This is a genomic window from Salinarimonas sp. (assembly GCF_040111675.1).
GTDB lineage: Bacteria > Pseudomonadota > Alphaproteobacteria > Rhizobiales > Beijerinckiaceae > Salinarimonas.
This window is the reverse complement of record NZ_CP157794.1, coordinates 194675-218344: the sequence shown is the minus strand read 5'-3', so window position 1 is coordinate 218344 and position 23670 is coordinate 194675. Positions and strand designations below refer to the sequence as shown.

At 70.9% G+C, this 23670-nt stretch carries 22 protein-coding genes and 1 tRNA gene; 17 read left to right on the top strand and 6 right to left on the bottom strand.

Features of this window, described 5'->3' with window-relative positions; genetic code table 11:
- Positions 1-22: 22 nt before the first annotated feature.
- Positions 23-343, bottom strand: coding sequence for a YbaB/EbfC family nucleoid-associated protein (locus ABL310_RS00975; RefSeq protein WP_349369856.1), 321 nt, complete (start codon positions 341-343; stop codon positions 23-25).
- Positions 340-1734: a DUF3422 domain-containing protein gene (locus ABL310_RS00970; protein WP_349369855.1), complete on the bottom strand. Its 1395-nt coding sequence runs from the start codon at positions 1732-1734 to the stop codon at positions 340-342. Before ABL310_RS00970 ends, ABL310_RS00975 begins: the two co-directional genes overlap by 4 nt.
- Here ABL310_RS00970 and ABL310_RS00965 point away from each other — a divergent pair.
- From ABL310_RS00965 to ABL310_RS00955, 3 genes are all read left to right on the top strand, one after another.
- Positions 1724-3199, top strand: coding sequence for an ATP-binding protein (locus tag ABL310_RS00965; protein ID WP_349369854.1), 1476 nt, complete (start codon positions 1724-1726; stop codon positions 3197-3199). The genes ABL310_RS00970 and ABL310_RS00965 overlap by 11 nt on opposite strands.
- The gene (locus ABL310_RS00960; RefSeq protein WP_349369853.1) at positions 3192-3791 is read left to right on the top strand and encodes an RloB family protein; all 600 of its coding nucleotides are present in this window, start codon (positions 3192-3194) and stop codon (positions 3789-3791) included. The genes ABL310_RS00965 and ABL310_RS00960 overlap by 8 nt, the downstream gene beginning before the upstream one ends.
- A gap of 85 nt (positions 3792-3876) precedes the next feature.
- Positions 3877-4683 (top strand): (Fe-S)-binding protein, encoded by an 807-nt coding sequence (locus ABL310_RS00955; RefSeq protein ID WP_349369852.1) that lies wholly within the window; start codon positions 3877-3879, stop codon positions 4681-4683.
- A gap of 16 nt (positions 4684-4699) precedes the next feature.
- Here ABL310_RS00955 and murA read toward each other — a convergent pair whose 3' ends face one another.
- Both murA and ABL310_RS00945 read right to left on the bottom strand, forming a co-directional pair.
- Complete coding sequence (gene murA / locus ABL310_RS00950; RefSeq protein WP_349369851.1) at positions 4700-5989, bottom strand: UDP-N-acetylglucosamine 1-carboxyvinyltransferase; 1290 nt, start codon at positions 5987-5989, stop codon at positions 4700-4702.
- An 87-nt stretch (positions 5990-6076) separates the two neighbouring features.
- Positions 6077-6238 (bottom strand): hypothetical protein, encoded by a 162-nt coding sequence (locus ABL310_RS00945; RefSeq protein WP_349369850.1) that lies wholly within the window; start codon positions 6236-6238, stop codon positions 6077-6079.
- A 252-nt stretch (positions 6239-6490) separates the two neighbouring features.
- Between ABL310_RS00945 and hemA the strand changes: the two genes are divergently transcribed.
- The 3 genes from hemA to ABL310_RS00930 all read left to right on the top strand — a co-directional run bounded on the left by hemA (position 6491) and on the right by ABL310_RS00930 (position 8702).
- The gene (gene hemA / locus ABL310_RS00940; RefSeq protein WP_349369849.1) at positions 6491-7720 is read left to right on the top strand and encodes a 5-aminolevulinate synthase; all 1230 of its coding nucleotides are present in this window, start codon (positions 6491-6493) and stop codon (positions 7718-7720) included.
- 126 nt (positions 7721-7846) lie between these two features.
- Positions 7847-7921 (top strand) — tRNA-Thr (locus ABL310_RS00935).
- Positions 7922-8168: 247 nt separating this feature from the next.
- Positions 8169-8702: a hypothetical protein gene (locus ABL310_RS00930; RefSeq protein ID WP_349369848.1), complete on the top strand. Its 534-nt coding sequence runs from the start codon at positions 8169-8171 to the stop codon at positions 8700-8702.
- Here ABL310_RS00930 and ABL310_RS00925 read toward each other — a convergent pair.
- Entirely contained in the window at positions 8677-8940 is a 264-nt protein-coding gene (locus ABL310_RS00925) for a hypothetical protein (protein WP_349369847.1), read from the bottom strand. The genes ABL310_RS00930 and ABL310_RS00925 overlap by 26 nt on opposite strands.
- Before the next feature lie 132 nt (positions 8941-9072).
- On the opposite strand from ABL310_RS00925, the gene ABL310_RS00920 reads away from it, so the two are divergent.
- From ABL310_RS00920 to ABL310_RS00910, 3 genes are all read left to right on the top strand, one after another.
- Positions 9073-10025 (top strand): IS630 family transposase gene (locus ABL310_RS00920; RefSeq protein WP_374730359.1). Its coding sequence is split into 2 segments (ribosomal slippage): positions 9073-9442 and positions 9442-10025, totalling 954 coding nucleotides; the frame shifts between segments, so codons are not numbered across the junction.
- A 73-nt stretch (positions 10026-10098) separates the two neighbouring features.
- Positions 10099-10896, top strand: coding sequence for a TSUP family transporter (locus ABL310_RS00915; protein ID WP_349369846.1), 798 nt, complete (start codon positions 10099-10101; stop codon positions 10894-10896).
- A gap of 113 nt (positions 10897-11009) precedes the next feature.
- Positions 11010-11639, top strand: coding sequence for a LysE family translocator (locus ABL310_RS00910; protein WP_349369845.1), 630 nt, complete (start codon positions 11010-11012; stop codon positions 11637-11639).
- Positions 11640-11654: 15 nt separating this feature from the next.
- Here ABL310_RS00910 and ABL310_RS00905 read toward each other — a convergent pair whose 3' ends face one another.
- A complete protein-coding gene (locus ABL310_RS00905; RefSeq protein ID WP_349372135.1) occupies positions 11655-13439 on the bottom strand; it encodes a BTAD domain-containing putative transcriptional regulator in 1785 nt (594 codons plus the stop codon).
- A gap of 84 nt (positions 13440-13523) precedes the next feature.
- Between ABL310_RS00905 and ABL310_RS00900 the strand changes: the two genes are divergently transcribed.
- From ABL310_RS00900 to ABL310_RS00865, 8 genes are all read left to right on the top strand, one after another.
- Positions 13524-13826: a hypothetical protein gene (locus ABL310_RS00900; protein WP_349372146.1), complete on the top strand. Its 303-nt coding sequence runs from the start codon at positions 13524-13526 to the stop codon at positions 13824-13826.
- Between the two features lie 62 nt (positions 13827-13888).
- Positions 13889-15190, top strand: a complete 1302-nt coding sequence (locus ABL310_RS00895; protein WP_349369844.1) for a SidA/IucD/PvdA family monooxygenase — start codon at positions 13889-13891, stop codon at positions 15188-15190.
- A gap of 8 nt (positions 15191-15198) precedes the next feature.
- The gene (locus ABL310_RS00890) at positions 15199-16263 is read left to right on the top strand and encodes an FAD-dependent oxidoreductase (RefSeq protein ID WP_349369843.1); all 1065 of its coding nucleotides are present in this window, start codon (positions 15199-15201) and stop codon (positions 16261-16263) included.
- Positions 16260-18302: a class I tRNA ligase family protein gene (locus ABL310_RS00885; protein ID WP_349369842.1), complete on the top strand. Its 2043-nt coding sequence runs from the start codon at positions 16260-16262 to the stop codon at positions 18300-18302. Before ABL310_RS00890 ends, ABL310_RS00885 begins: the two co-directional genes overlap by 4 nt.
- On the top strand, positions 18299-18559 hold the full coding sequence (locus ABL310_RS00880; RefSeq protein ID WP_349369841.1) for an acyl carrier protein: 261 nt from the start codon (positions 18299-18301) through the stop codon (positions 18557-18559). The genes ABL310_RS00885 and ABL310_RS00880 overlap by 4 nt, the downstream gene beginning before the upstream one ends.
- A complete protein-coding gene (locus ABL310_RS00875) occupies positions 18559-21861 on the top strand; it encodes an amino acid adenylation domain-containing protein (protein ID WP_349369840.1) in 3303 nt (1100 codons plus the stop codon). Before ABL310_RS00880 ends, ABL310_RS00875 begins: the two co-directional genes overlap by 1 nt.
- Before the next feature lie 5 nt (positions 21862-21866).
- Positions 21867-23426: an AMP-binding protein gene (locus tag ABL310_RS00870; RefSeq protein ID WP_349369839.1), complete on the top strand. Its 1560-nt coding sequence runs from the start codon at positions 21867-21869 to the stop codon at positions 23424-23426.
- Positions 23413-23670, top strand: a complete 258-nt coding sequence (locus tag ABL310_RS00865) for an acyl carrier protein (protein ID WP_349369838.1) — start codon at positions 23413-23415, stop codon at positions 23668-23670. Before ABL310_RS00870 ends, ABL310_RS00865 begins: the two co-directional genes overlap by 14 nt.

Sequence of the window (23670 nt, the reverse complement as noted above, 5' to 3'; positions counted from 1 at the left end):
CGGACTAAGCTCCCGGCCTGCCTCAGAACAGCTTCATGCCGGGCGGCAGCGGCAGGCCCTTGGTGAGCTCGGACATGCGCTCCTGGGTCTCGCGCTCGGACTTGGCGCGGGCGTCGTTCGCCGCGGCGACGATGAGGTCCTCGAGGATCTCCTTCTCGTCGGGCACCATCAGCGAGGGGTCGATGGTCACGCCCTTGAGCGCGCCCTTGCCGGAGAGGCGCACGACGACGGCGCCGCCGCCAGCCTGCCCCTCGACCACCATTTCCTCCAGCTCGGCCTGCACGGCCTGCATCTTCTCCTGCATGGCCTGGGCCTGCTTCATGAGCCCCATCAGATCCTTCATGACGTCGTGTCCTCTCGCTCGCTCGCCTTTGCGTCGCGCCGGCGCTCGCGCGCGACGGCGTCGCGGATCGCCGCCTCCTCGGCGGCCTCCTCGTCCATGTGGCGACGCCGCAGCCGCCGCACCAGGAGGAGGATGCCGATCAGCACCAGCGGCACCGCGATCGCCGCGCCGACATACGGGTTCAGCCACGCGACGCCGCCTTCCTTCAAGCCCCGCAGGACGTAGAAGATCAGCCCGGTGATGTAGTACGTGATGGCCGCCGCGGACAGCCCCTCGACGGTCTGCTGGAGGCGCAGCTGGATGCGCGCGCGCTCGTTCATGGCGCGCAGGAGGTCGCGGTTCTGGCTCTCCAGCTCGATGTCGATGCGCGTGCGCAGCAGCTGCGCGGCGCGGGTGAGCTTGCGCGAGAGGTTGGCCTGGCGCTCCTCCATGGAGGAACAGGTGCGGATCGCCGGCTGCAGGCGCCGATCGAGGAATTCCGACCAGGAATCGAAGCCCGGCAGCGCCTTTTCCTCCAGCGCGGCGAGGCGGATGCGCACGAGCTCCGAATAGGCTCGCGTCGCGCCGAAGCGGAACAGCGCGCCGGCGGCGCCGGTCTCGAGCTCGGCCGCGAGCCGGGTGATCCGGTCGAGGAGCTGGCGGTTGTTCTCCAGCCCGTCCGAGCGCTCCATCGCGTCCATCACGCGCGGCAGCTCGGTCTCGATCCTGCGGACCGAGGGGCCGATCGCCTGCGCCTCCGGCAGGCCGAGCAGGGTGAGCGTGCGGTAGGTCTCGATTTCGAGCACGCGCTGGATGATCGCGCCGGCCTGGGCGCGCTCCATGCGGTCGTCGACGACGAGGATGCGCACGAAGCCGTGGGCGTCGGTGCGGAAGTCGGTCGCCACCGTGGCGACGCCGTTCTCCACGGTGGAGGCGGCGAGGTGCGTCTCGGCGAAGATCGCCTGCGGCCCGTTCGGGACACTGGCGGCCGGGACGAGATGCAGGTCGATCGAGACCATCAGGGGCCCCGGCTGGGGCACGAGGCTCATCACCCCCTGGAGGCCGTCCGCCGCGGGCCGGAAGGGCTGCGGCGTCGGCGCGTCGGAGACGCTCGCGTCGCCGAACTCCCAGGAATAGGTGGTGAACTCGGAATGGCTCTCCCAGCGCAGCAGCGTGCCTGAGAACGCCACCCGGTGGTGCTTGGCGTTGGCCGGCGGGCCCTCGAGCCCGAGCGAGGCGCAGAAGGCGGACAGCGCCTCGCGGTCGCGCTGCGCCGCCTCGCCGTCGGTCATGAAGGCGTAGTGCAGGATGCGCTTGGGGGTCTCGACGGGCGCGAACGGGCGCGCATGCACCTCCGCCAGCACCCGCGCGCGCAAGGGATGGGCCTCGAGCTCCCCGTTCATGCGCCCCATGCAAGCTCCTCTCGACCCGCGCCGCGCCGCACCCGCGCGACGGCGCGCCACGATGGTCGAAGCGAGGCCGCAGCGCAATGGGGAAGTCGCGAGACGCGGCGCGGGGACGGGCGGGGGAGGGGTGCGGCGAAAGTGCTGGACGGACGACGGCGGGCGCGCCAATTTAAGCGCCTGTTTGCGGATTTTCCGCAAAGTCGACCTGAAAACCGCATTCGGGGCATCCGAGGAGGAACGGGCCATGTTGATCCGCTTCGGCGTCGCCAACCACAAGTCGATCCGCGACTGGCAGGAGATCTCCTTCGTCGCCTCCTCCCTGAAGGGCGGCGCCAGCCAGACGATCGAGGCGCCCGGCCTGAAGCAGCGGCTCCTGCCCGCCGCCCTGATCTACGGCGCGAACGCCTCGGGGAAGTCGAACGTGCTCGACGCGCTCTCGGAGATGCGCCGGCACGTTGTGGACTCGTTCCGCAAGAACGAGCCGAACGGGAAGATCGCCCGCGCCCCCTTCGCGCTGACGGAGCGCAACGACGCGCCGACGACCTTCGAGGTGGATCTGCTGCTCGCGGGCGTGCGCTACACCTACGGCTTCGACGTCGGCGACCGCGCCTTCACCCGCGAATGGCTCCACGCCTACCCGCACGGCCACCGGCAGGTCTGGTTCGAGCGCGACGCCGAGGGGCCGATGCGCTTCGGCAAGGGGATGAAGGGCGCGAACCGGGCGATCGAGGGGTTCCTGCGGCCGAACGCGTTGTTCTTGTCGACGGCGGCGCAGCATGGGCATTGGCCCACCCTGAGCATCTCCGACTTCTTCCACGACCAGGTTGAGATCGACTTCAATGACGACGAGCCTGGGTGGCTCGACCATGGCCTCCGCAAAGACCAGGCTGAGCGGGTTATCGAGTTCCTCTCGCATGCGGACCTCGGCATCGACGGCTTCGAGAGCGCGCCGAATCCAAGCTTCGATCCAACTGTTGTTGGCTTGATGCCGCGCAAGGAGCTGATCAGGTTCTCGCACCGAGGGAGAGACGGGGCGCGTTTCGCTCTAGGACTTGACCAGGAGAGCCGAGGAACACGTCAGATGATCTCGCTCGGCTTGGACGCCCTCCGAGCCATTAAGCGAGGCTGCTTGATGGTCCTGGATGAGCTCGACGCCAGCCTCCACACCGACCTCGCGCTCCGCATCGTCTCGCTCTTCACCGATCCGCGCATCAACACGACGGGCGCCCAGCTCATCGCCACCACCCACGACACCAACCTTCTGTCCTCCGGCGTCCTGCGCCGCGACCAGGTCTGGTTCACCGAGAAGGACCGGGAGGGTGCGACGACGCTGTTCCCGCTGACCGACTTCCGCACGCGGCGGGAGGACAACATCGAGCGCGGCTATCTCGACGGCCGCTTCGGCGCGGTGCCCTATCTCGCGCCGCTGGAGGCCTTCGCCCGCGGACACGAGGAGGAGGCGGATGGCTAGGGGCGGCGCGCGCTCGCTGTCGCGTCGGCCGCCACGCCGCGAGCCGCGGGTCAAGATCATGATCTTCTGCGAGGGCGCGGTGACGGAGCCCGATTATCTCGGTCGATTCGCCGCGGAGGTCGGGATCAAGCTCCTGTTCGGGCAGAAGGGCGGCAAGCCCGCCGAGCTGGTCGAGGCGGCGATCGCGGCCCGCCGGGCGGCGCGAACCGACGGCTTCGCCGGCGCGCACGAGATCTGGGCCGTGTTCGACCGCGACGACCACCCGCACATCCCCGAGCTGCGCCGCCGGGCGGCGGAGAACGACGTCCGCGTCGCCTTTTCGGAGCCTTGCTTCGAGGTCTGGGCGCTGCTGCACTTCGTCGACGGCGCCGGGCCGATGACCTCGCCCGAGGCGATCGAGCGCATCTGCGCGCACCAGCCGAGCTATCGCCGGGAAAAGCGTCTCGACTACGACACGCTCCGCCCGAACCACGACGCCGCCGTCATCCGCGCCGAGCGCCTGCGCGCCGCCCGCGCGCAGGACGGCGGCACGAACCCCTACACAGATGTCGACGTCCTCCTCGATCTCATCCGCAAGAACGGCCGGCGCTGACCCGCCCCCGGGCAAACCGCCGCGCCCGGCTTGACGCGGGGCTCCCGCGGGGGAAGATGCGCGTCCCGCAGAGAGGACGTCGCGTATGCCCGCCGAGACCGCTCCCGCCGAGACGAAGCCCGCACCCAAGGCGAGGCCCGCGCGCCCGCCGCGGGTCGGCCTGTTCGCCACCTGCCTCGTCGACCTGATGCGGCCCTCCGTCGGCTTCGCGGCGGTGAAGCTCTTGGAGGACGCCGGCTGCACGGTGGAGGTTCCCTCCCAGACCTGCTGCGGCCAGCCGGCCTTCAATTCGGGCGATCGCGCCACGGCGCGGGCCCTGGCGGAGCAGACGATCCGGGAATTCGCGCGCTTCGACTACGTCGTCGCGCCGTCGGGCTCCTGCGCCGGGCAGATCAAGCGGCACTTCCCCGAGCTCTTCGCCGACGACCCGAACTGGGCGCCCAAGGCGCATGCGCTGGCGGCGAAGACGCACGAGCTCGTCTCCTTCCTCACCGACGTGATGTTCGTCTCGCAGGTCGACGCGACGTTCGAGGGCAAGGTGACCTATCACGACAGTTGCGCGGGCCTGCGCGAGCTCGGCGTGCGGGCTCAGCCCCGCAAGCTGCTCGCCAGCGTCGACGGCCTCGAGCTCGTCGAGATGGCCGAGACCGACGTCTGCTGCGGCTTCGGCGGCACCTTCGCGGTGAAGTACGGCGAGATCTCCGACGCCATCGTCGACAAGAAGGCGCAGAACATCGTCGCCTCGGGCGCGCCGACGCTGCTCGCCGGCGATCTCGGCTGCCTGATGAACATGGCGGGCAAGCTCCAGCGCGAGGGCCGGGAGGTGAAGGTCCGCCACGTCGCCGAGGTGCTCGCCGGCATGACCGACGAGCCCCCCATCGGCGAGCGCTGAGGCGCGGCCCGCGCGATCAGGCGCGGATGCGCTCGATCTGCGCGCCGCAGCGGCCGAGCTTGGTCTCCAGCGCCTCGAAGCCGCGGTCGAGGTGGTAGACGCGGTTGATCGTGGTCTCGCCCTCGGCGACGAGGCCGGCGATGACGAGGGAGACCGAGGCGCGCAGGTCGGTCGCCATCACCGGCGCGCCGCGCAGGCGCTCGACGCCCTCGACGGTCGCGAGGTCGCCGTCGAGGCGGATGCGGGCGCCGAGCCGCGCGAGCTCCTGGACATGCATGAAGCGGTTCTCGAAGATGGTCTCGCGAATGCGCGAGGAGCCCGTCGCCCGCGTCATCAGCGCCATCAGCTGCGCCTGGAGATCGGTGGGGAAGCCCGGGAAGGGCTCGGTCGTCACGTCGACGGGTGCGAGGCCGGCGCCGTTGCGGGCGATGCGCACGCCCGTATTCGTCGGCTCCACCGTGACGCCCGCCCGCACCAGCGTGTCGAGCGCGCTCTGCAGGAGCGGCGCGCGGGCGTTCTCGAGCAGCACGTCGCCGCCGGCCATGGCCACCGCCATGGCGTAGGTGCCGGTCTCGATGCGGTCGGGCACCACCTCGTGGCGGGCCCCGCCGAGGCGCGGCACGCCCTCCACCACGATCTGCGACGTGCCGTGGCCGGAGATCTTCGCGCCCATCTTGATCAGGCACTCGGCGACGTCGACGATTTCGGGCTCGCGCGCGGCGTTCTCGATCACCGTCGTGCCGTGGGCGAGCGTCGCCGCCATCAGCGCGACGTGGGTGCCGGACACGGTCACCTTCGGGAAGACGATCTCCGCGCCCTTCAGCCCCCTGGGCGTCTTCGCCACGACGTAGCCGGCCTCGATGTCGATCTGCGCGCCGAGCCGCTCCAGCGCCTCGATCAGCAGGTCCACCGGCCGCGTGCCGATGGCGCAGCCGCCCGGCAGCGAGACCCGCGCCTCGCCGAAGCGGGCGAGCAGCGGCGCGATCACCCAGAACGAGGCGCGCATCCGCGAGACCAGCTCGTAGGGCGCCGTCGTGTCGATGACGGTGGAGGCGCACAGGCGCAGCGTCTGCCCGGTCTCGGCGGTCTCGCCGGGGCGGCGGCCCACCACCGTGTGATCGACGCCGTGATTGCCGAGGATGCGCAGGAGCAGCTGCACGTCGGCGAGCCGCGGCACGTTGGCGAGCTCGAGCGTGTCTCCCGTCAGCAGGCTCGCGATCATCAGCGGCAGCGCGGCGTTCTTCGCCCCCGAGATCGGCAGGGTCCCGGAAAGCGGCGCGCCGCCTGTGATGAGGATGCGATCCATCGAACAATCCCTATGCGTACTCGCGCGGAGGGCGCGGCGTGCGAGACCCGGAGGCGGGCCGGTCGAGAGGTGGTACGCGAAACCGTGTCAGCTTTTGGACGGCGGCCCCGGCGCGTCGTCGGCGGCGGGCTCCGAGACGCCGTCGTCCGGGCGGTCCGCGACGGCGCGGCCGCGGCTCTGGGCCTTACGACGCTTGAGGTTCTCGCGCAAGGCCGCCTTCAGGCGGGCGGCGCGCAGATCGTCTGCCATGGATCTCCTCGGGGCTCCTCGGGCGTGATGCGGACGGGTCGGAACGCGGCCGCCGGCGGCGCCGTTCGCCCGGCATCCGTGCGCGACGCGTCGTCGCTCGTGCCGATTCCGGGCGGTCGTGGGCGTGCCTCGGCGCGCGCTGCGGCTATATTAGCGGTGGACGGTTTGATCAACGTCAAGGCAAAAAGCCGTTCGAACAGGCTCGATGCGCACGGGCGCGCCCCCGACGCCCGCATGTCCCCCGGTGAGGTCATGGACTACACACGCTATTTCGAGACGGCCGTCGAGGCCCTCAAGACCGAGCGGCGCTACCGCGTCTTCGCGGATCTCGAGCGCATCGCCGGCCGCTTCCCGCGGGCCACCTGGCACGGCGCGCCCGGCGGCCCGCGCGAGATCACGGTCTGGTGCTCCAACGACTATCTCGGCATGGGCCAGCACGCGGACGTGATCGCGGCGATGACCGCGACGGCCGAGCGCTGCGGCACCGGCGCCGGCGGCACCCGCAACATCTCCGGCAACAGCCACCCGATCGTGGAGCTCGAGCGCGAGCTCGCCGACCTCCACGGCAAGGAGGCGGCGCTGGTCTTCACCTCCGGCTACATCTCCAACCAGGCCGGCATCTCGACGATCGCCAAGCTGATCCCGAACTGCCTGATCCTGTCGGACGCGCTCAACCACAATTCCATGATCGAGGGCGTGCGCCAGTCCGGCTGCGAGAAGAAGATCTGGCGCCACAACGACCTCGCCCATCTGGAGGAGCTCCTCCGGGCGGCCGGGGACCGGCCCAAGCTGATCGTCTTCGAGAGCGTCTACTCGATGGACGGCGACGTCGCCCCGATCGGGCGCATCTGCGACCTCGCGGAGCGCTACGGCGCCATGACCTATCTCGACGAGGTGCATGCGGTGGGCATGTACGGCGCGCGCGGCGCCGGCATCGCCGAGCGCGACGGCGTGATGGGCCGCGTGGACGTGATCGAGGGGACGCTCGGCAAGGCCTTCGGCGTGCTCGGCGGCTACGTGACGGCGAAGAGCGCCGTGATCGACGCCGTGCGCTCCTACGCGCAGGGCTTCATCTTCACCACCGCCCTGCCGCCGGCGATCTGCGCCGCGGCGGCGGCCTCGGTGCGCCACCTGAAGCAGTCGCGCGTCGAGCGAGAGGGCCAGCAGCGCCAGGCGGCGCGTACGAAGGCGGTGCTGATGGCCGCCGGCATCCCGGTGATGCCGACGCCCACCCACATCGTCCCGGTGATGGTGCGCGACCCCGAGGCCTGCAAGGCCGCATCCGATCGGCTGCTGGAGCGCCACGGCATCTACATCCAGCCGATCAACTACCCCACCGTCCCGCGCGGGACGGAGCGGCTTCGCGTCACGCCCACCCCGCTGCATACGGAGGCCGACATCCAGCGCCTGCGCGACGCGCTGGTCGAGGTCTGGAGCACGCTGGGGCTGGCCTTCGAGCCGCAGGCGCAGGCCGCCGAATAGGCGCCGCGCCGCGCCGCCCGGGGGCGGGACGGAGCGGGCACATTTCGCCTTGCGTCCCCGCCCGCGATCCTCTATGCACCCGGTCACCGCGCGCCGCGCCCCTCGGGAACGCCGGCGCCCGCATCCGCTGCCGTAGCTCAGTGGTAGAGCACTCCCTTGGTAAGGGAGAGGTCGAGAGTTCAATCCTCTCCGGCAGCACCAGCCTGAAACCCTTCGTTCAGGCCAAATCCAAGCAGGACCTCGGCTTTCCACGCCGCCCTCCTCGGGCGTCTCACTACCTGTGACATCTATCATCGCTGCGCACCTTAGAAGGGGCGGGTCTGACGACTGAGGCCGCGGAGCGGCGCCGGAAAGCTCGGAAATAACGGTCACGGCGCGCCGGCGGAGGTCCGGCCGCACGCGCAAGATCCTGATCGACTGCGGCTCGGTGAAGACGGGGCGGAACGATTTGGACGACGTCGTCGGGCGGCTCATCGACGACTTCGGCGCGCCCGGCCGTCCGGTCGTCGAGGCCGGCGCCGACCTCGCACAGGACGTAGACGACGTCCTCGACGCCGCACCCGCCGACGCGATCGACGGCCCCGAGCCGCGGGACGTCGGGGCGGCGCGGCGCAGCCCCTACCTCGAGGACGTCTGCTCGCCCGACGAGCTCGGGCCCGGGGTTCGCCGGATCTTCGCCCTTCACGACGTCTGCACGGCGAAGATCCACGGCCGCCGTCCGCGCGCCTCGAGCCTCCGTGCGCTGCCGTCGGAGCTGCGCGCCTGGGCGCTGGCGCTGACGGTCGAGCAGGCCCGCACAGTGCTGGACGACGCACCGGACGTGATCCTCGCCCATGTGGACGGCGAGCGGGCGCATCCCCGCCTGCTGCCGATGACGCGGGCGGCGATCCGCGATCGCCGCGAGGAGATCCGCTACGCCATGCCGGCGGCGATGATCGCAGATCCGGCGTCCTCGGTCAGCGACGCGCCGCGGCTGCACTGAGCCGGAGGGCTCGCCGCAGCTTCGCATTCTCGGCCTCGATGCTCTCGATCCGGGCGCTCAGCGCCCGGGTCTTCTCGCGCTCGGCGGTAAGCGCGTCGACGAGGCGCTGGGTGGAACGCACGAGGCGCGGCGACGTCCGCACGATCGGCGCCTGCGCCTGCCGCTGGCGTGCGGCGAGGCCCACCGCCATGACCGCACCGAAGAGGCCGCCGGCCAGGTTCTGCGCGTGATTTGACATGGATCGCTCCCGTTCGTCCGAGCCGAGTCCTGTAGGCTAGAGCAGATCGCTTCCTGATGGAATCGCGCGGGGGATTCCCTTCGAGGCCAGTTCGTGATTCACGGTAGAGGCTGGCGGAGGAGGCCAGCCGCCATGACGAAGCCCCTCTCGATGGATCTGAGGCAGCGCGTCCTCGCTGCGGTCGATGCCGGCATGAGCCGCCGGGCCGCGGCGGACCGCTTCGGGATCGCGCCGTCCGCGGCGGTGAAGTGGTTCAACCTTCGGCGCGAGACGGGCTCGGTCGCGCCGCGGGCGCAAGGCGGCGACACGCGGTCCGGGCGGATCGAGGCGCTCGGCCCGGTCATCCTCGCGATGGTGGAGGAGGCGCCGGATCTCACCCTCGTCGAGATCGCCGAGCGGCTCGAGCGCGAGCACGGCGAGCGCTTCGCGCCCTCGACGGTGCACCGCTTCTTCGGCCGCCACGGCCTGACGTTCAAAAAAAGTCCGGCCACGCCAGCGAGTAGGACCGCGCCGACGTCGCCGCGGCCCGCGAGGCCTGGTTCGAGGAGCAGCCCGAGCTCGACCCGCAGCGGCTGATCTTCATCGACGAGACCTGGCTCAACACCAAGATGGCGCGGTTGCGGGGCCGCGCCCCCGAAGGCGAGCGCCTGCGCGCCGGCATCCCTCACGGCCATTGGCGCACCACGACCTTCGTGGCCGGGCTCAGGATCGGCGGGATCGACGCGCCGATGCTGATCGACGGCGCGATCAACGCGGCGAGCTTCCTCGCCTACGTCCAGCAGGTCCTGGTTCCGACGCTGAGCCCCGGCGACGTGGTGATCATGGACAACCTCGCCAGCCACAAGACCCCCGCCGTGCGCGAGGCCATCGAGGCGGCCGGAGCCGAGCTGCGCTTCCTGCCGCCCTACAGCCCGGACTTCAACCCCATCGAGAACGCCTTCGCCAAGCTGAAGGCCCTGCTCAGGAAGGTCGCCGCCCGGACGCGCGACGCCCTCTGGAGCGCCGTCGCCGACGCCATCGAAGCCTTCCCGCCAGAGGAATGCGCGAACTTCTTCACCGCAGCAGGATATGAACCCGAGTGGTGAGAATCTGCTCTAGGCCTCGACTCGACGCGCGGCGCCCTTCCGGGGGCCGGCGTTACGTATAGGGAGGATGATAATGACCGGCCTCGAGTTCGAGTTGCTGGCGATCCTGTTCGCGGTCGCGATCGGTGCAGCCGTCATCGATTCGATCGGCGGCGGCGGCGGGCTGGTCACCGTGCCCGTTCTGATGCTGGCCGGCCTCGATCCCCTGTCGGCGATCGCCACGAACAAGGTCCTCGCAACGGCGGCGACCGTCTCGTCCGCCTCCGCGTACGGCCGCAAGGGACTGATCGACTGGCGAAGGGCGGCCCCGGCCGCGGCGATCGCCGGGGCCGCGTCCCTGCTCGGCGCGCTATGCGCGACCCTTCTGCCGCGCGCGGCCCTGGAGGCCATCGTGCCCATCCTGTTGATCGCCATCGCGGTCTATTTCGGCTTCGCCCGGCGCATCGGCGATGCGGACGTGAAGGCGCGGATGTCGCAGCGGCGCTTCTCGGCGACGGTCGTGCCGGCGGTGGGCTTCTACGACGGCCTGTTCGGCCCCGGCGCAGGGTCGTTCTACATGGCGGGCTTCGTCGCCGCTCGCGGCTACGGGCTCGTGAAGGCGACCGCGCTGACCAAGACGGCCAACGCCGCGAGCAACTTCGCCGGGCTCGTCTTCTTCGTCGCGGCCGGCGCGGTCGTCTGGAGCGCCGGGCTCGTGATGGCGCTCGGATCCATCATCGGCGCGCAGATCGGCGCTCGTCTCGCGATGGCGCACGGCGCACGGCTGATTCGTCCGCTCATCGTCCTGACCTCCTGCGCCATGGCGCTGAGGCTCCTCGCCGACCCCTCGACGAGCGTCGGCGGCGCTATCGCGCGTGTCCTGTCGCCCTGACGCGCTGTTTTCCCGCGGCGCGCACGCCGACTTGACGCCGTGTTCCCGCCCATTTCCACGCGGACGTGAAAGCGTTCGCTCCGGACCTACCGTCCGCATGGGAGCTGAACGCAATGGAACAGACCGTCTTTCTCGGACTCGGGGCGGCGTGGATCGCCTTCGGCCTCGCCGCCTTGTCGCCGGGACCCAACATGGTCGCCGTCGCCTCGACCGCGCTGGGCGCGGGCCGCGGGCCGAGCCTCGCGGTGGCGTGCGGCATCGCCTTCGGGGCATTCTTCTGGTCGCTGAGCATGTCCTTCGGAATGGCCACGCTGTTCGACACCTATCCGCAAGCGCTGCGCGTCCTCAGCATCCTCGGCGGCATGTACCTCCTGTTCCTCGGCTACAAGAGCGTTCGGTCCGTGCTGAAGGCGGGGAGCGCCGACATCGCCGCGAGCGGCGATATCCGCAGCGGGCGTGCTTTTCTCAAGGGCCTCGCCGTAACGGCTACGAACCCGAAGGTGGCGCTCTTCTGGGCCTCGATCGCGACCTACGTCACCTCCGTGACGACCTCGAACCTGCTGCTGGTGCTCTTCGCGGTTGCGATCGCCCTTGAGGCGCTGCTCATCTACGGCGGATACGGGCTCGTCTTCTCCTCCGAGCATCCCCGCCGCTTCTACGGGCGGGCGCGCGTCGTCGTCGACGGCGGCTTCGGCCTCGTCTTCGCGGGGCTCGGTGCGGCCGTGCTCGGTCACGCCTTCTGAGGCTTCACGCGGGCTTCAATCGGGCAGCCCGAGCGCAGCGAGCGCCACGAGGTGGTCCTGGTCGCCCGCCACCAGCGCAGGGGGCAGGCAGCGGCGCAGGTCCGAGATCGTGACGGTCGGATGGTGCTGGCGGAAGCGGTCGACGGCTTCGCGCGCGCCATCCATGTCGCCCGCGCGACAGCAGAACGAGGCGAGCATTCGGTAGGCCCAGACAGCGCCGCGGCTCCGGTTGATGCCGCCTCGGACGAGGTCGGCGGCAGCCGCGAAATTGCCGGTCACGCTCTCGGCCATCGCGCGCCCGAAATAGCAGTTGAACAGGAACGGGTCGATCGGGCTGAGCGTCTGGGCGCGATCGATCGCGGCGATCGCCTCAGCCGGCTCCCGGGCGATGGCGTGCAGCCAGCCCTTTCGCATCCACCCCCAGGCATTGCAGGGATCTGCCTCCAGGCTAGAGGCGACGAAGAAGGCGGCCCGGTGGAGATCGGCAGAGGAGAGGGAATAGGTCGCTGCGAGAGCGGCGAGCGCCGTTGGATCGTCGTCGGCGTTTTGCGCCGCCCGGTCGGCCAGCTCGAGAGACGAGGCGCGTTCACGCTCCGGCTGACCCGACCAAAGATAGCAGACCTTCATCGCCAGGAGCCAGCTCTTCAGAGACAGCGCGAGACAATGGCCCGGATCGATCTCCAGCGCACGGTCGAGGAGCGAGAGCGCGCTCGCGTTGCCGTCGCGCCGATGTGTCCATAATTGAGGATAGGCGCGCAGCACCAGCCCATAAACGTCCAGATCGCCGAGCGGGCGCGCGCCGACGAGCTCGATCTCCCGGCGCCGAATTCCGGGCGCGAGCGCACCCGCAATCTGGCTCGCGACCGATTGCTGGAGATCGATCGCATTCGAGATGCGCTCGTCGTATCGTCTGCTCCAGATCACCACGGCGGAACGCGCGTCGACCAGCTGCACGTGGAGCCGCAGCACGGGACCCTCGAGATTGAGCGCGCCGTCGACGATGTAACCGACGCCGAGCTGTTGGCCGATCGTGCGCGCGTCGACGAAACGGTCCTTGTAGGCATAGGCTGACTGTCGCGCGATCACGTCGCAATTCCGCATCCGAGCGATCCCACAGGCGAGCTCCTCGACGATGCCGTGCGCGATCGCGAAAGCCTCGTCGTCGCCGCGCGCCTCGAACGGGAGGACGACGAGCGCCGGCCTGGCCGACACGTTCGGCGCGACGCCGTTCGGCCTCTTGGGGCCCGGCGCGGGGACGCCGGGCGGGGGTAAGTCCTCGTGTCGCGAAAGCGTCGGGCTCTCCGCCTCGGGAGCGCACGTCACATCGCGCGCCGGCGCTGCGCCGGCGCCGAGCGCACCCGCGAGCTCGAGGGTCTCGGGCTCCGGCTCGACGCCGAGCTCGACGCTCAGGAGTTCGCGGCATTGATCGAAGAGACGACGGGCCCGATTGCTGCGCCCGTCATGCAGCGCACATCGGATCAGAGCGCGGTGCGCCTCCTCGGCCACGGGATCGGTCGCGAGAAGCTTGCGGGCGAACGCTTCGCAGGGCGCGCCGGGGTTGGTCAGTCGGCTGTAGGCCTCGACGAGCCGCAGCGCCATCTGGTGCATTCGCTCGCGAGCGGCGGCGATCGCCTCCTCGGCGGGGCGAGCGCACAGGTGACCCGGCATCAGCTCCTCGCGGTAGAGATCCGCCACCGCCGCGAACCGCTCCGGCGGGCCGCTGCGCTCGATGAGGTCGGCGGCCTCGGGCTCGAACGCCCAGACGTCCACGCTGGACGCCTCGCCCTGCAGCTGCACCATTGAGACGCCCGCGACGAGAGTAAGGCTCGTCCCCTCGAGAACCCGCCTCAACGCCGTGAGCGCCTGCCGCAGGCTGGCGCGCGCATGTTCCTCGTCGCGGTCCGGCCAGAGCAGGGAGGCGAGCCTCTCGCGCCGCATCCCCGCCGCGCCAGCGACGACGAGGAGTCCGAGCAGCGTGGTGGTCTGCCGGCGCAAGGCGGGGGCGTTCGCCCGGCCGACGCCGCCTCGCAGACAGGGCTCACCGAAGAGGAACAACTCGACCATGCCGATCTCGACCGCACATTCTACAGGAACCATCGCATGCATTTCACGCAGTGCGCAACGCTCAAAAACACGAATTTCACGCCACGTTCACGTAACTTCGCGCCCCTCCGTGGCAACTGTTAGGCGCAATGACAAACAATTAGAAGCGGTCTCAGCGCTTCGGCGGAGCCACCGGGAGGAAAGGCATGACGCAGGCGAACGAACCCGTCCACACCTGCATCGGCGTCGGCGTCGGCCCAGCGAACCTGAGCTTGGCCTGCCTTCTCGAGCGGGCTGGGGTCGACGCGACATTCCTGGACGCGAAGCCGTCGTTCAGCTGGCACGACGGCATGCAGATCGAGGACGCGAGCCTTCAGGTCTCGCTGTTCAAGGACCTCGTGACCCTTCACGATCCGTCCAATCCCTATTCCTTCGTCAACTATCTGCATCAGGCCGGGCGCCTGTACCATTTCCTCAACGCGCGCTTCGAATCCGTCTCGCGCCGGGAGTTCGCCGACTACATGACCTGGGCGGCGGATCGGAACACGCTCGTTCGATTCGGCGAGCCGGTCGAGGAGATCGGGTTCGACGGCGACTTCACGGTGCGCACGAGCAAGCGTCTGCTGCGGGCGCGCTCCGTCTCGATCGGCATCGGCAAGACGCCGAAGGTTCCCGAGCAGCTCGCAGACAAGCTGGGAGATACGATCTATCATTGCAACAATCATCTCACGATTGGCGCCTCGCTTGCTGGCCGGCGTGTCGTGGTCGTCGGCGGCGGCCAGTCGGGAGCCGAGGTGGTTCTCGACCTGCTCACGCGACGCGGGTCGCAACGGCCCGCGCGGACCACCTGGATCTCGAGCCGGGAATGCTTCTGGCCGATCGACGACAGCCCGTTCACGAACGACCTCTTCATGCCCTGCCAGGTCGCGCTCTTCGCGTCGCGGCAGCTCGCCGACCGTGCGGACTTCGTGACGCGCAACATCCTCGCGAGCGACGGCATTTCCCCCGAGACCCTGAAGGCGATCTACCAGGCCTTGTACATGCGCCGGTTCGTGGACGGCGAGAGCGGTTTTGCGGCCCTTATGCCCGGGCGCCGCCTGAAGACGGTCGGCCGCGACGGCGGCGCCTGGCTCGCGGTAACGCGACACGTCGAGACCGACGAGACGGAGCTGGTCCACGCCGACGTGATCGTCCTGGCGACCGGCTATCGCTATCCCGACCTCGAGATGCTGTCGGGTCTCGCCCCGCGCCTGACGTGGGAGGGCGAGGAGATCGCGCTCGACGACACCTACGCCGCCCGTTGGGACGGCCCGCCGGACCGGCACATCTTCGTACAGAACCGGGCGATGCGCCAAAAGGGCCTCGCCGACCCCAACCTGAGCCTCCTCGCCTGGAGAAGCGGGCAAATCCTGTCGCGCCTGCTCGGCCGCCCCCGCGGCGTCGCGGCTCTCCCCTCGATGATCGACTGGCGGCCGCAGGTTCCCGACGCCCAGCTCCAGAGCGCGTGAGGTTCGTCATGCAAGAACGGCTTCGAACGGACGTCGTCGTGGTCGGCGGGGGCGTCGTCGGCTGGATGGTCGCCCACCGCCTCGCGGCGGCCGCCGACCTCGGCGTCACGGTAATCGATCGCGACCTCGTCGCCCTCGGCGCCTCGGCCCGCTCGGCGGGAATGCACTTCCCGACCGGGCGGACCGAGGTGGTCCGGGAGATGGCGCACGCGTCCCAGATCTTCTACGAGACCTTCGCCGCCGCCCGGCCGGCGCTGCGCTGGCGCCGGGTCCGCATGCGGGTGCACGCGCCGACGGCGGAGCCACGCTGGCTCGAGCGCTTCACCCGGCAGTCGCGAGTGAGGCCGGCCCGCGACGCCGGACCCGTCGTCCCGAGCCGGCCGGAGCGCTCCGCCTTCGACGTGGACGGGGCCAACCACGCCGATGTCGGGCAGCTCGCCCGCACGCTCGCCACGGAGCTTCACGGACGTGTGGCGCGCATCGAGGGCGTCGGCGTCGCGACGATCACCGAGCGCGACGACGGGATCGCCTTCGGGCTCACGACGGGCGACACCCTCCTCGCGCGGGCCGCCGTGCTCGCGCCCGGGCCCTGGGCTGCCTCGCCCCCCTTCGCCCCGCTGACGGAGCCGCTCGGGGTCCGCACCAAGCGGATCGTGGCGCTCCACGTCGCGGCGCCGGTCGCAGCGGAGGACGCGGCCGAGCTGCTGATCGCGGAGGACGCGTTCCTGCTGCCGATTCCGTGGCTCGGGGCCTGGCTGTTCTCCTACACGTGCGAGGATTGGGACGTCGATCCCGACGCCTGCGTCGGCGGCGTCGCGCCAGCGCACCTCGCGGAGGCGACCGCGCTGCTCCACGGTCTTGCGCCGTCCTTCGTCGATCGAGTTCGCGGCGGGCGGGTGTTCTGCGACGCCTACTCGCCCGATCGAGCCCCGCTCGTGGCCCCGGTGGGCGCCGGCGGCCGCATGCTGTTCGTCGGAGCCTGCAACGGCTCCGGATACCGCCTCGCCCCGGCGATCGCGCAGGCCGCGGTCGAGCGGCTCACCCACCTTCTTCCTTCGGAGATCGCGGCATGAGAGTTCAACGCCTGAAAGACGCATCCTTCGCGCCGAGCTTTGGGATCGCCATGGCTGCGGCCGGCCCCTTGGGTCGCGTCGACGCTCCCGCCGCGCACGCGTCCTGGGGACGGATCGCGCCCGGCGGCGAGACCCGCCCGCATCGGCACGACGAGGCCGAGACCTTCGTCATCCTGGCGGGCCGCGGCGTGGTCGAGACCGCAGACGGGCCGGTTCCCGTCCACGCCGGCGACGTGGTCGTCTTCGAGCCGTTCGAGGGTCACGTCCTGCGCAACGATTCCGACGAGGAGCTCGTCTTCTCGGACCTCTACTGGCGCGACCCGGGTCAGGCCGCCGAGGCTGCGGCCGCCGGCGACGCCGACGTGATTCGCGGGCGGCCGGTCTTCGTGTTCTCGACGCCTCCGACTCCGAACGGCGACCTCCATATCGGCCACCTCTCCGGCCCTTATCTCGCGGCGGATGTCTACACCCGCTTCCAGCGCATGAACGGTGCGGAGGCCTACCATGTCACCGGCAGCGACGACTTTCAGAGCTACGTCGTCGGGCGCGCCCGCGACGAGGGGACGACGCCCGAGGCCGTCGCCGCGCACTACGCCGCCGAGATCGAGGCGACGCTCGGCCTGATGGATGTCGCGCTCGACCAGTTCACGCTGACCCGCTCCGCTCCGGAATACCAGGAGGGACTGCGCGCCTTCTTCGGCCGGGTCCTGACGCATGCGGCCGTCACCGTCGGCGAGACGCCCGCCTTGTTCGACGGCGGCACCGGCGCGTACCTCTACGAGGTCGATGTCGGCGGGCGCTGCCCGCATTGCGGCTCCGGCTGCGGCGGCAACATCTGCGAGGAGTGCGGCATGCCGAACCTCGTGGTCGACCTGGACGAGCCGCGCTCGCGCCTTTCGGAAGCGCCGCCGCGCGTCGGCGCGCTCACGCGGCCGGCGATCGATCTCGGCCGCGCCGGAGAGGCGATCCGGGCGCATCAGGCGCGTGCGCGCGTTCCGGCGCGGATCCGCGCTCTCACCGACGCGGTGATCGCCGCCGCCCCGGCCGTGCCTCTCACCCACCCCGCCGCCTGGGGCGTCGCGCCCACGCAGGACGAAGAGGGACGGTTGGTGATCTGGGTCTGGCCGGAAATGGCCTACGGCTTCCTTTACGGCATCGAGGCCGTCGGACGACGGGCCGGTCGCGACTGGGACAAGCTCGCGCCGAAGGACGATTGGAAGATCGTGCACTTCTTCGGGTACGACAACAGCTTCTACCACGCCATCCTGTATCCCGCGCTGTACGCCGCCGCCTATCCGGATTGGACGCCGGACATCGACTATCACTACAACGAGTTCTACCTCCTCGACGGCCTGAAGTTCTCCACCAGCCGGCGGCACGCGATCTGGGGCAAGGAGATCCTCGACGAAAGCAGCGTCGACGCCGTGCGGCTCTACCTCTCGCTCACCCGTGGGGAGGTGTCGCGCACGAATTTCAGCCGCGCCGATTTCGATCGGTTCGTCTCGGAAACGCTCATCGGGAGCTGGCAGAGCTGGCTGCGCGACGTGGGCGCGATCGTCGAGCGGGACTTTGATGGGCGTGCGCCCGACGCGGGCGACTGGACGCCCGAGCAGACGGCCTTCCTCGGCGACCTCGAGGAGACCCGGCGCGCGCTCGGACGCCTGCTCGGGGCCCGAAGCTTCTCGCTCAACCGGGCTTGCGCCCGACTCGACGATCTCGTGACGACGTCCCGCCGCTACATGGACTCGCAGGCGCATCTGCGCGGCCGCCCCGCACAGGCGGACCGCTGGCGCACCGCCGTCGCGCTCCAGCTCGCCGCGGCGCGTCTCCTGGCCGACGCCGCCGCGGCCCTCGCGCCGCGCTTCTCTGCGGCGCTCGCGGAAGCGCTCGGCCTCGAGGGCGCGACGCGCTGGCCGGACGCAGCGCGGCTCGTCCCGTACGGGAGCGCAATCGCGCTCGCACGCGCGGCGTTCTTCATGCCGATCGGGGACGCCTCGCCCGTCTCCGTCGCGACTCGGACGCCGGAGGCTGCGGAATGAGCGCGCTCGACCGCACCGATCTCGAGGCGTGGCTTTCCGGCGCCCTCCACCGCGTCTTGCGTCTGCCGGACCCGCCTGCGCCCTCGGCCACGCTCGTGGCCGATCTCGGGCTCACCTCGCTCGCCGCCGTCACGCTGCAGTACCGGCTGCGCGCGGAGCTCGGGCTCAAGGTGGGCTTCGAGGCCCTCATGACCGACCGCAGCATAGCCGCGCTGTCGGACAGCCTGCTCGAAACCTCGGTCCATGGAGGCCCGTGATGGCTCCGCTCGCCGATCTGCTCGACCATCTCGCCGCAGCCGGCCTGCGGCTCTGCCTGGAAGGCGACGACCTGAAGCTGGAGGGGTCGCGCGAACGCCTCACTCCGGAGCTGGTCGGCGCGGTGCGCGCCCGCAAGCCGGACCTGGTCGCGCATTTGCGGGCGCTCGCGGAAGCGCCGGTTCATCCCCTCTCCGCCATGCAGGCGGCCTATCTCGTCGGGCGCGAGGAGGGCATGCCGCTCGGCGGCGTCTCCGCGCACGTCTATCACGAGTTCGACGGCGTCTGGGACGTCGCGCGCTTGCGCGACGCCGTCCGCGCCGTGGTGGACCGGCACGATGCCCTGCGCATGCGGGTTTGCGCGGACGGCGCGCGCTTCCTGCCGCCGGGAGGCGTCGAGCCGGACTTCGACGTCCTCGATCTCGCCCAGGCTGGCGCGCAGGAGCGGGAGGAGGCGCTGGCCACGCTGCGCGATCGGCTGTCCCACCGCGTCGCGCCGCTCGCGAGCGCCACGCTGCTCACCGTGCGGCTGAGCCTGCTCGGCCCGGACCGGATGCGGCTGCATCTCTCCCACGACGGTCTCGCCGTCGACGGGCTGAGCATGTTCCTGCTCGTGCGCGACCTCTGCGACGCCTACGACGATCCGGCGGCTTTCGCCTCCGCCCCGTCGAGCTGCTTCGCGGATTGCCTCGAGGCGCTCGCGCGCGAGGTCCCCGACGCCGACGATCTCGCCTTTTGGCGCGAGGCCGCCGCGACGTTGCCGCCCGGGCCGGCCTTGCCGACCCGAAAGGACCCGAACGGACTGAGCGGAGCGCGCTCGGCGCGCCGCCTGGTTCGTCTGAGCCCACGCGACTGGTCGCGCCTCCAGGCCGCGGCGCGCGATCGCGGGCTGTCGGCGCCGGTGGCTCTCGCGAGCGCTTTCTGCGAGACGCTCTCGTGCTGGTGCGGCGGCGAGGACTTCTCGCTCAACGTGACCCTGGCCGATCGTCCGCCGACGGTTCCCGAGGTCGAGGCGGTGGTCGGCGTCTTCACGCGGCCGCTCCCGGCGCCGTTCCGGCACGAGCCGGCGACGGTGGAGGCGCGTGCGGCGGCCCTGCGCGGCGGGCTCGCCGCCGCGCTCGACCATCGCAGCGTCTCGGGCCTGGAGATCATGCGCGGATTCGGCAGGCCCGGCGGAGCGCCGCTGCCGCTGCCCGTGACCTTCAACTGCGCGATCGGCGCGCCTGGAGCGGACGGGCGCGCCCTCGCGCGGCTCGGGCGGCGCATCTACGCCGTTTCGCAGACGCCGCAGGTCTGGCTCAACGCTTTCGTCTTGGAGACCGATCAGGGGCTCGAGATCGAGCTGGACGTGGTGGAGGCACTCTTCGCCAAGGGCTTCGCGGACGCCTTCGCCGACTCATTCGGCGCCTTCCTGCGCAAGCTCGCCTACGGCGGCGGGTGGAGCGAGGCCCGTCCCGACCTGCTGCCGCCGGAGCAGCGCGCCCGCCGCGCGGCCGTCAACGCGACGGAAGATGCAATTCCGGATGGCATGGTGCAGGACGCGTTCCTGCGGCTCGCGGCGGAGCGTCCCGACGCCGTAGCGATCGTCGCGCCGGAAGAGACGATCTCCTACGGCGCGCTCGCCGCCCGCGCGTCCGCGATCGCCGCCTGGCTCACGGAGCGCGGCCTGCAGCGCGACGAGCTCGTCGCTGTCGTCATGACGAAGGGTTGGGAGCAGGTGGCCGCCGCGCTCGGCGTGCTGATGGCGGGCGGCGCCTACCTTCCCGTCGCGGCCGATCTGCCGCGCGACAGGATCCACGCGCTCCTCGCTCTCGGCGAAGCGCGCCTCGCGCTGGCGCAGCCGGTGCTGCCCGCGCACGCCGAGGAGGCGCTGGCGGGAACCGCGCGCCTCGGCGTCGATGCGAGCCTGTGCGGCGACCCGATCGCCTTCGCGTACAACCGGCGCGAACGGCGCGCCCAGGACGATCTCGCATACGTCCTGTTCACCTCCGGATCGACGGGCGTGCCCAAGGGCGTGATGATCAGCCACTGCTCGGTGCTCAACCTCGTGCACGACATCAACCAGCGCTTTCAGGCTGGGCCGACCGACAGGCTGTTCGGGATCTCGGCCTTCAACTTCGACCTGTCCGTATACGACATCTTCGGGGCGCTCTCCTGCGGAGCGGCGCTGGTCCTGCCGCGCGCGGACGAGATACTCGAGCCGCAGGCCTGGGCGGAGCGGGCGCGCGCGGCCGGGGTGACGATCTGGAACTCGGTGCCGCAGATCGTTCGGCTCCTGCTCGACGCCGGCCTGCCGCCGAGCCTGAGGCTCGTCATGATGTCGGGCGACAAGATCCCCGTGCCGCTGACGGTGGATCTCGCGCGGGCGCGGCCGGATCTCGCCGTCTACGGGCTCGGAGGCCCGACGGAGACCACGGTCTGGAACATCGTGCATCCGATCGAGAACTCGGATCCGCAGGCGACCCTCGTTCCCTACGGCGTCCCCACGACGAACAATCTCTACTACGTGCTCGACCGATACCTGCGCGAGTGCCCCGACGACGTCACCGGCGAGCTCCACGCGGCCGGAACGGGGCTGGCGCGCGGCTACTGGCGTGACCCGGAACGAACGCAGCGCGCCTTCTTCACGCACGCGCCGACGGGGGAGCGCCTCTACGCCACCGGGGACCTCGGGCGGTACCGCGCCGACGGCGTGATCGAGATTCTCGGCCGGAGCGACTTTCAGGTGAAGATCAACGGGAACCGGGTGGAGCTCGAGGAGATCGAGGCCTGCCTCGGCGGGCACCCGGACGTGCGCGAGGCGGCCGCCGTCGCCGCCCGCGGCCCCTCGGGAGACGTTCTCGTCGCCTACGTCTCGCCCGCTTCCGGCGCCGCGCTCGACGCCGAAGCCCTGCGCGCGCACGTGGCGGCGCGCCTTCCGGGGTACATGGTCCCGGAGCGGTTCGTCGCGCTTCCGGCGATTCCTCTCAGCGCCAACGGCAAGGTGGATCGCCAGGCGCTCGCGAGCCGTGCGCTCGCACCGGAGGCCGCGACCGGGCGAGAAGCCGTCCGCGGTCCGGCCGACGACCGGGAGCGCGTCGTCGCCGGGATCTTCGCCGACGTTCTCGGTGCGCCGGTGGAGGACGTGGAGGCCCGCTTCGGCGAGCTGGGCGGAACCTCGCTCGCGGCCGTGCGCGTGATCCTGGAAATCGCTCGCCGCACCGGCGTGCGGATCGCCATGCGCGACTTCCTGCGCCTCGGCAGCATTCGCGCGATCGGCGCCCACCTGAACGAGACGGCGCCCGTCTCGACGGCTGCGGAGTGACGCCGATGACCGCCACCGCCGCACCGATGCCGCGCGACTTCGTCCAGCCGGACGATCCCGCGCACCTCATGGACCGCCTGTGCGCGCTAGAGCCGGCGCGGGATCGCTTCGTCGAGGTGATCCGTCCGGGCACGCGCCTGCGTCTCAGCCACACGGAGGTCTCGACGCTCGCCGGGCGCGCGGCCGCGCGGCTCGCCCGGCTCGGCGTCCGCGCCGGCGACGCCGTCGGGATCTGCGCGCCGAATGGCCTCGCATGGATCGTGCTCGATCTCGCGTGCCTGCGCCTCGGCGCCGTCGTCGCGGGCTTCGAGCCCGACAAGTTCGAGGCCTCCGCGGCCCTGGCCGCGCGCTATGGGCTCGCCGCCCTTTTCGCGACGACGGGCGCGGAGGGCACTCTCGACCCGGACGCATTCCTGCACGCGCTGGAGACGGAGGAGGTCGGCGCCGCCGCCCCGCCGTGGGCGTCGCGCCGCCCGGAAGACGACGCCGCCCTCAAGTTCACGTCCGGCAGTACCGGCGAGGCGAAGGGCCTCGCGGCGAGCCGGGCCTCGATCGGCGCCGGCATCCACGCGACGCAGCTTCTGTTCGACCACGGCCCTGCGGACCGCCTGTTCGTCTTCCTGCCCCTGTCCCTCCTCCAGCAGCGATACTGGATCTACACGGCGCTCCTCTATGGTTGCGATCTCGTCGTGACCACGCCCACGCTCGCGCTCGGGACGTTGGCCGAGAGCGCACCGACGGTGGTGATGGGCGTCCCCGCCTTCTTCGAAAGCCTTCGCGGGCTGATCGAGGCGGAGGCCGCTCTGACGGGCTGCGATCACCGCACGGCCGCGCGGACCGTCACCGGCGCGCGCATCCGCTACCTCTGGACCGGATCCGCCCCCATCCGGCGCGAGACCCTGGACTTCCTCCACGAGGCCTGCCGACTGCCGATCTACGAAGGCTACGGCATGAACGAGACCTGCATCGTGACGAAGAACCATCCCGGCGCCCATCGTCCGGGAAGCGCCGGGCGGCCGGTCTGGGGAAAGGAGGTCTGGATCGACGAGAACGGCGTCGTTTTCGTGCGCAGCCGCCATCCCGTCGGCTCCGCCTACCGCTTCGCGCCCGAGGGCGCGTCGGAGCGCATCTTCCGCGGCGAGGACGTCGTCTGCACCGGCGATCTCGGCCGCATCGACGCCGACGGCTTCCTGTGGATCCTGGGGCGGTCCGACGACGTGATCGTGCTCGAGGACGGCCGCAACGTTATGGGGCGACCGATCGAGGAAGCCGCTCTCGCGCTGCCGGAAATCGCGCAATGCGTCCTCGCCGGCTCCGGGCGCCCGCACCTCCTCGCGCTGATCGCGCTCGCGGAGGGGGCCGACCCCGAGGAGGCTCGCCGACGCGTGCGCGCCTTGCGCGTCCCGCACGGCGCCCGAATCGGCGACGCGATCGTCGTGCCGCCCTTCACGGAAGAGAACGGGCTCTTGACCTCCCAGGGCAAGCCCCGCCGACCCTCCATCCTCGCACGCCATCGCGAGGCCATCGACGCCGCATACGGAGACGAGACCCATGGACGACATTGAGACGAAGCTGCGCGCCTGCGTCGCGCGACTGATGCCGGCGGTCGGCCCCGAGCTGGACCTCGACGCCCACCTCACCGAGGAGATCGGCCTCACGTCGATGAAGCTGGTGATGCTGGTCACCGCCCTTTGCCGCGAGCTGGGAGTCGGCCTCTCGAGCCTCACGGAAGCCGATATCGCCGGGATGACCACCGGGCGCGGCGTGGTCGAGCGACTGGACCGCGTTCGTCGAGCGGAGGCTGCCTGA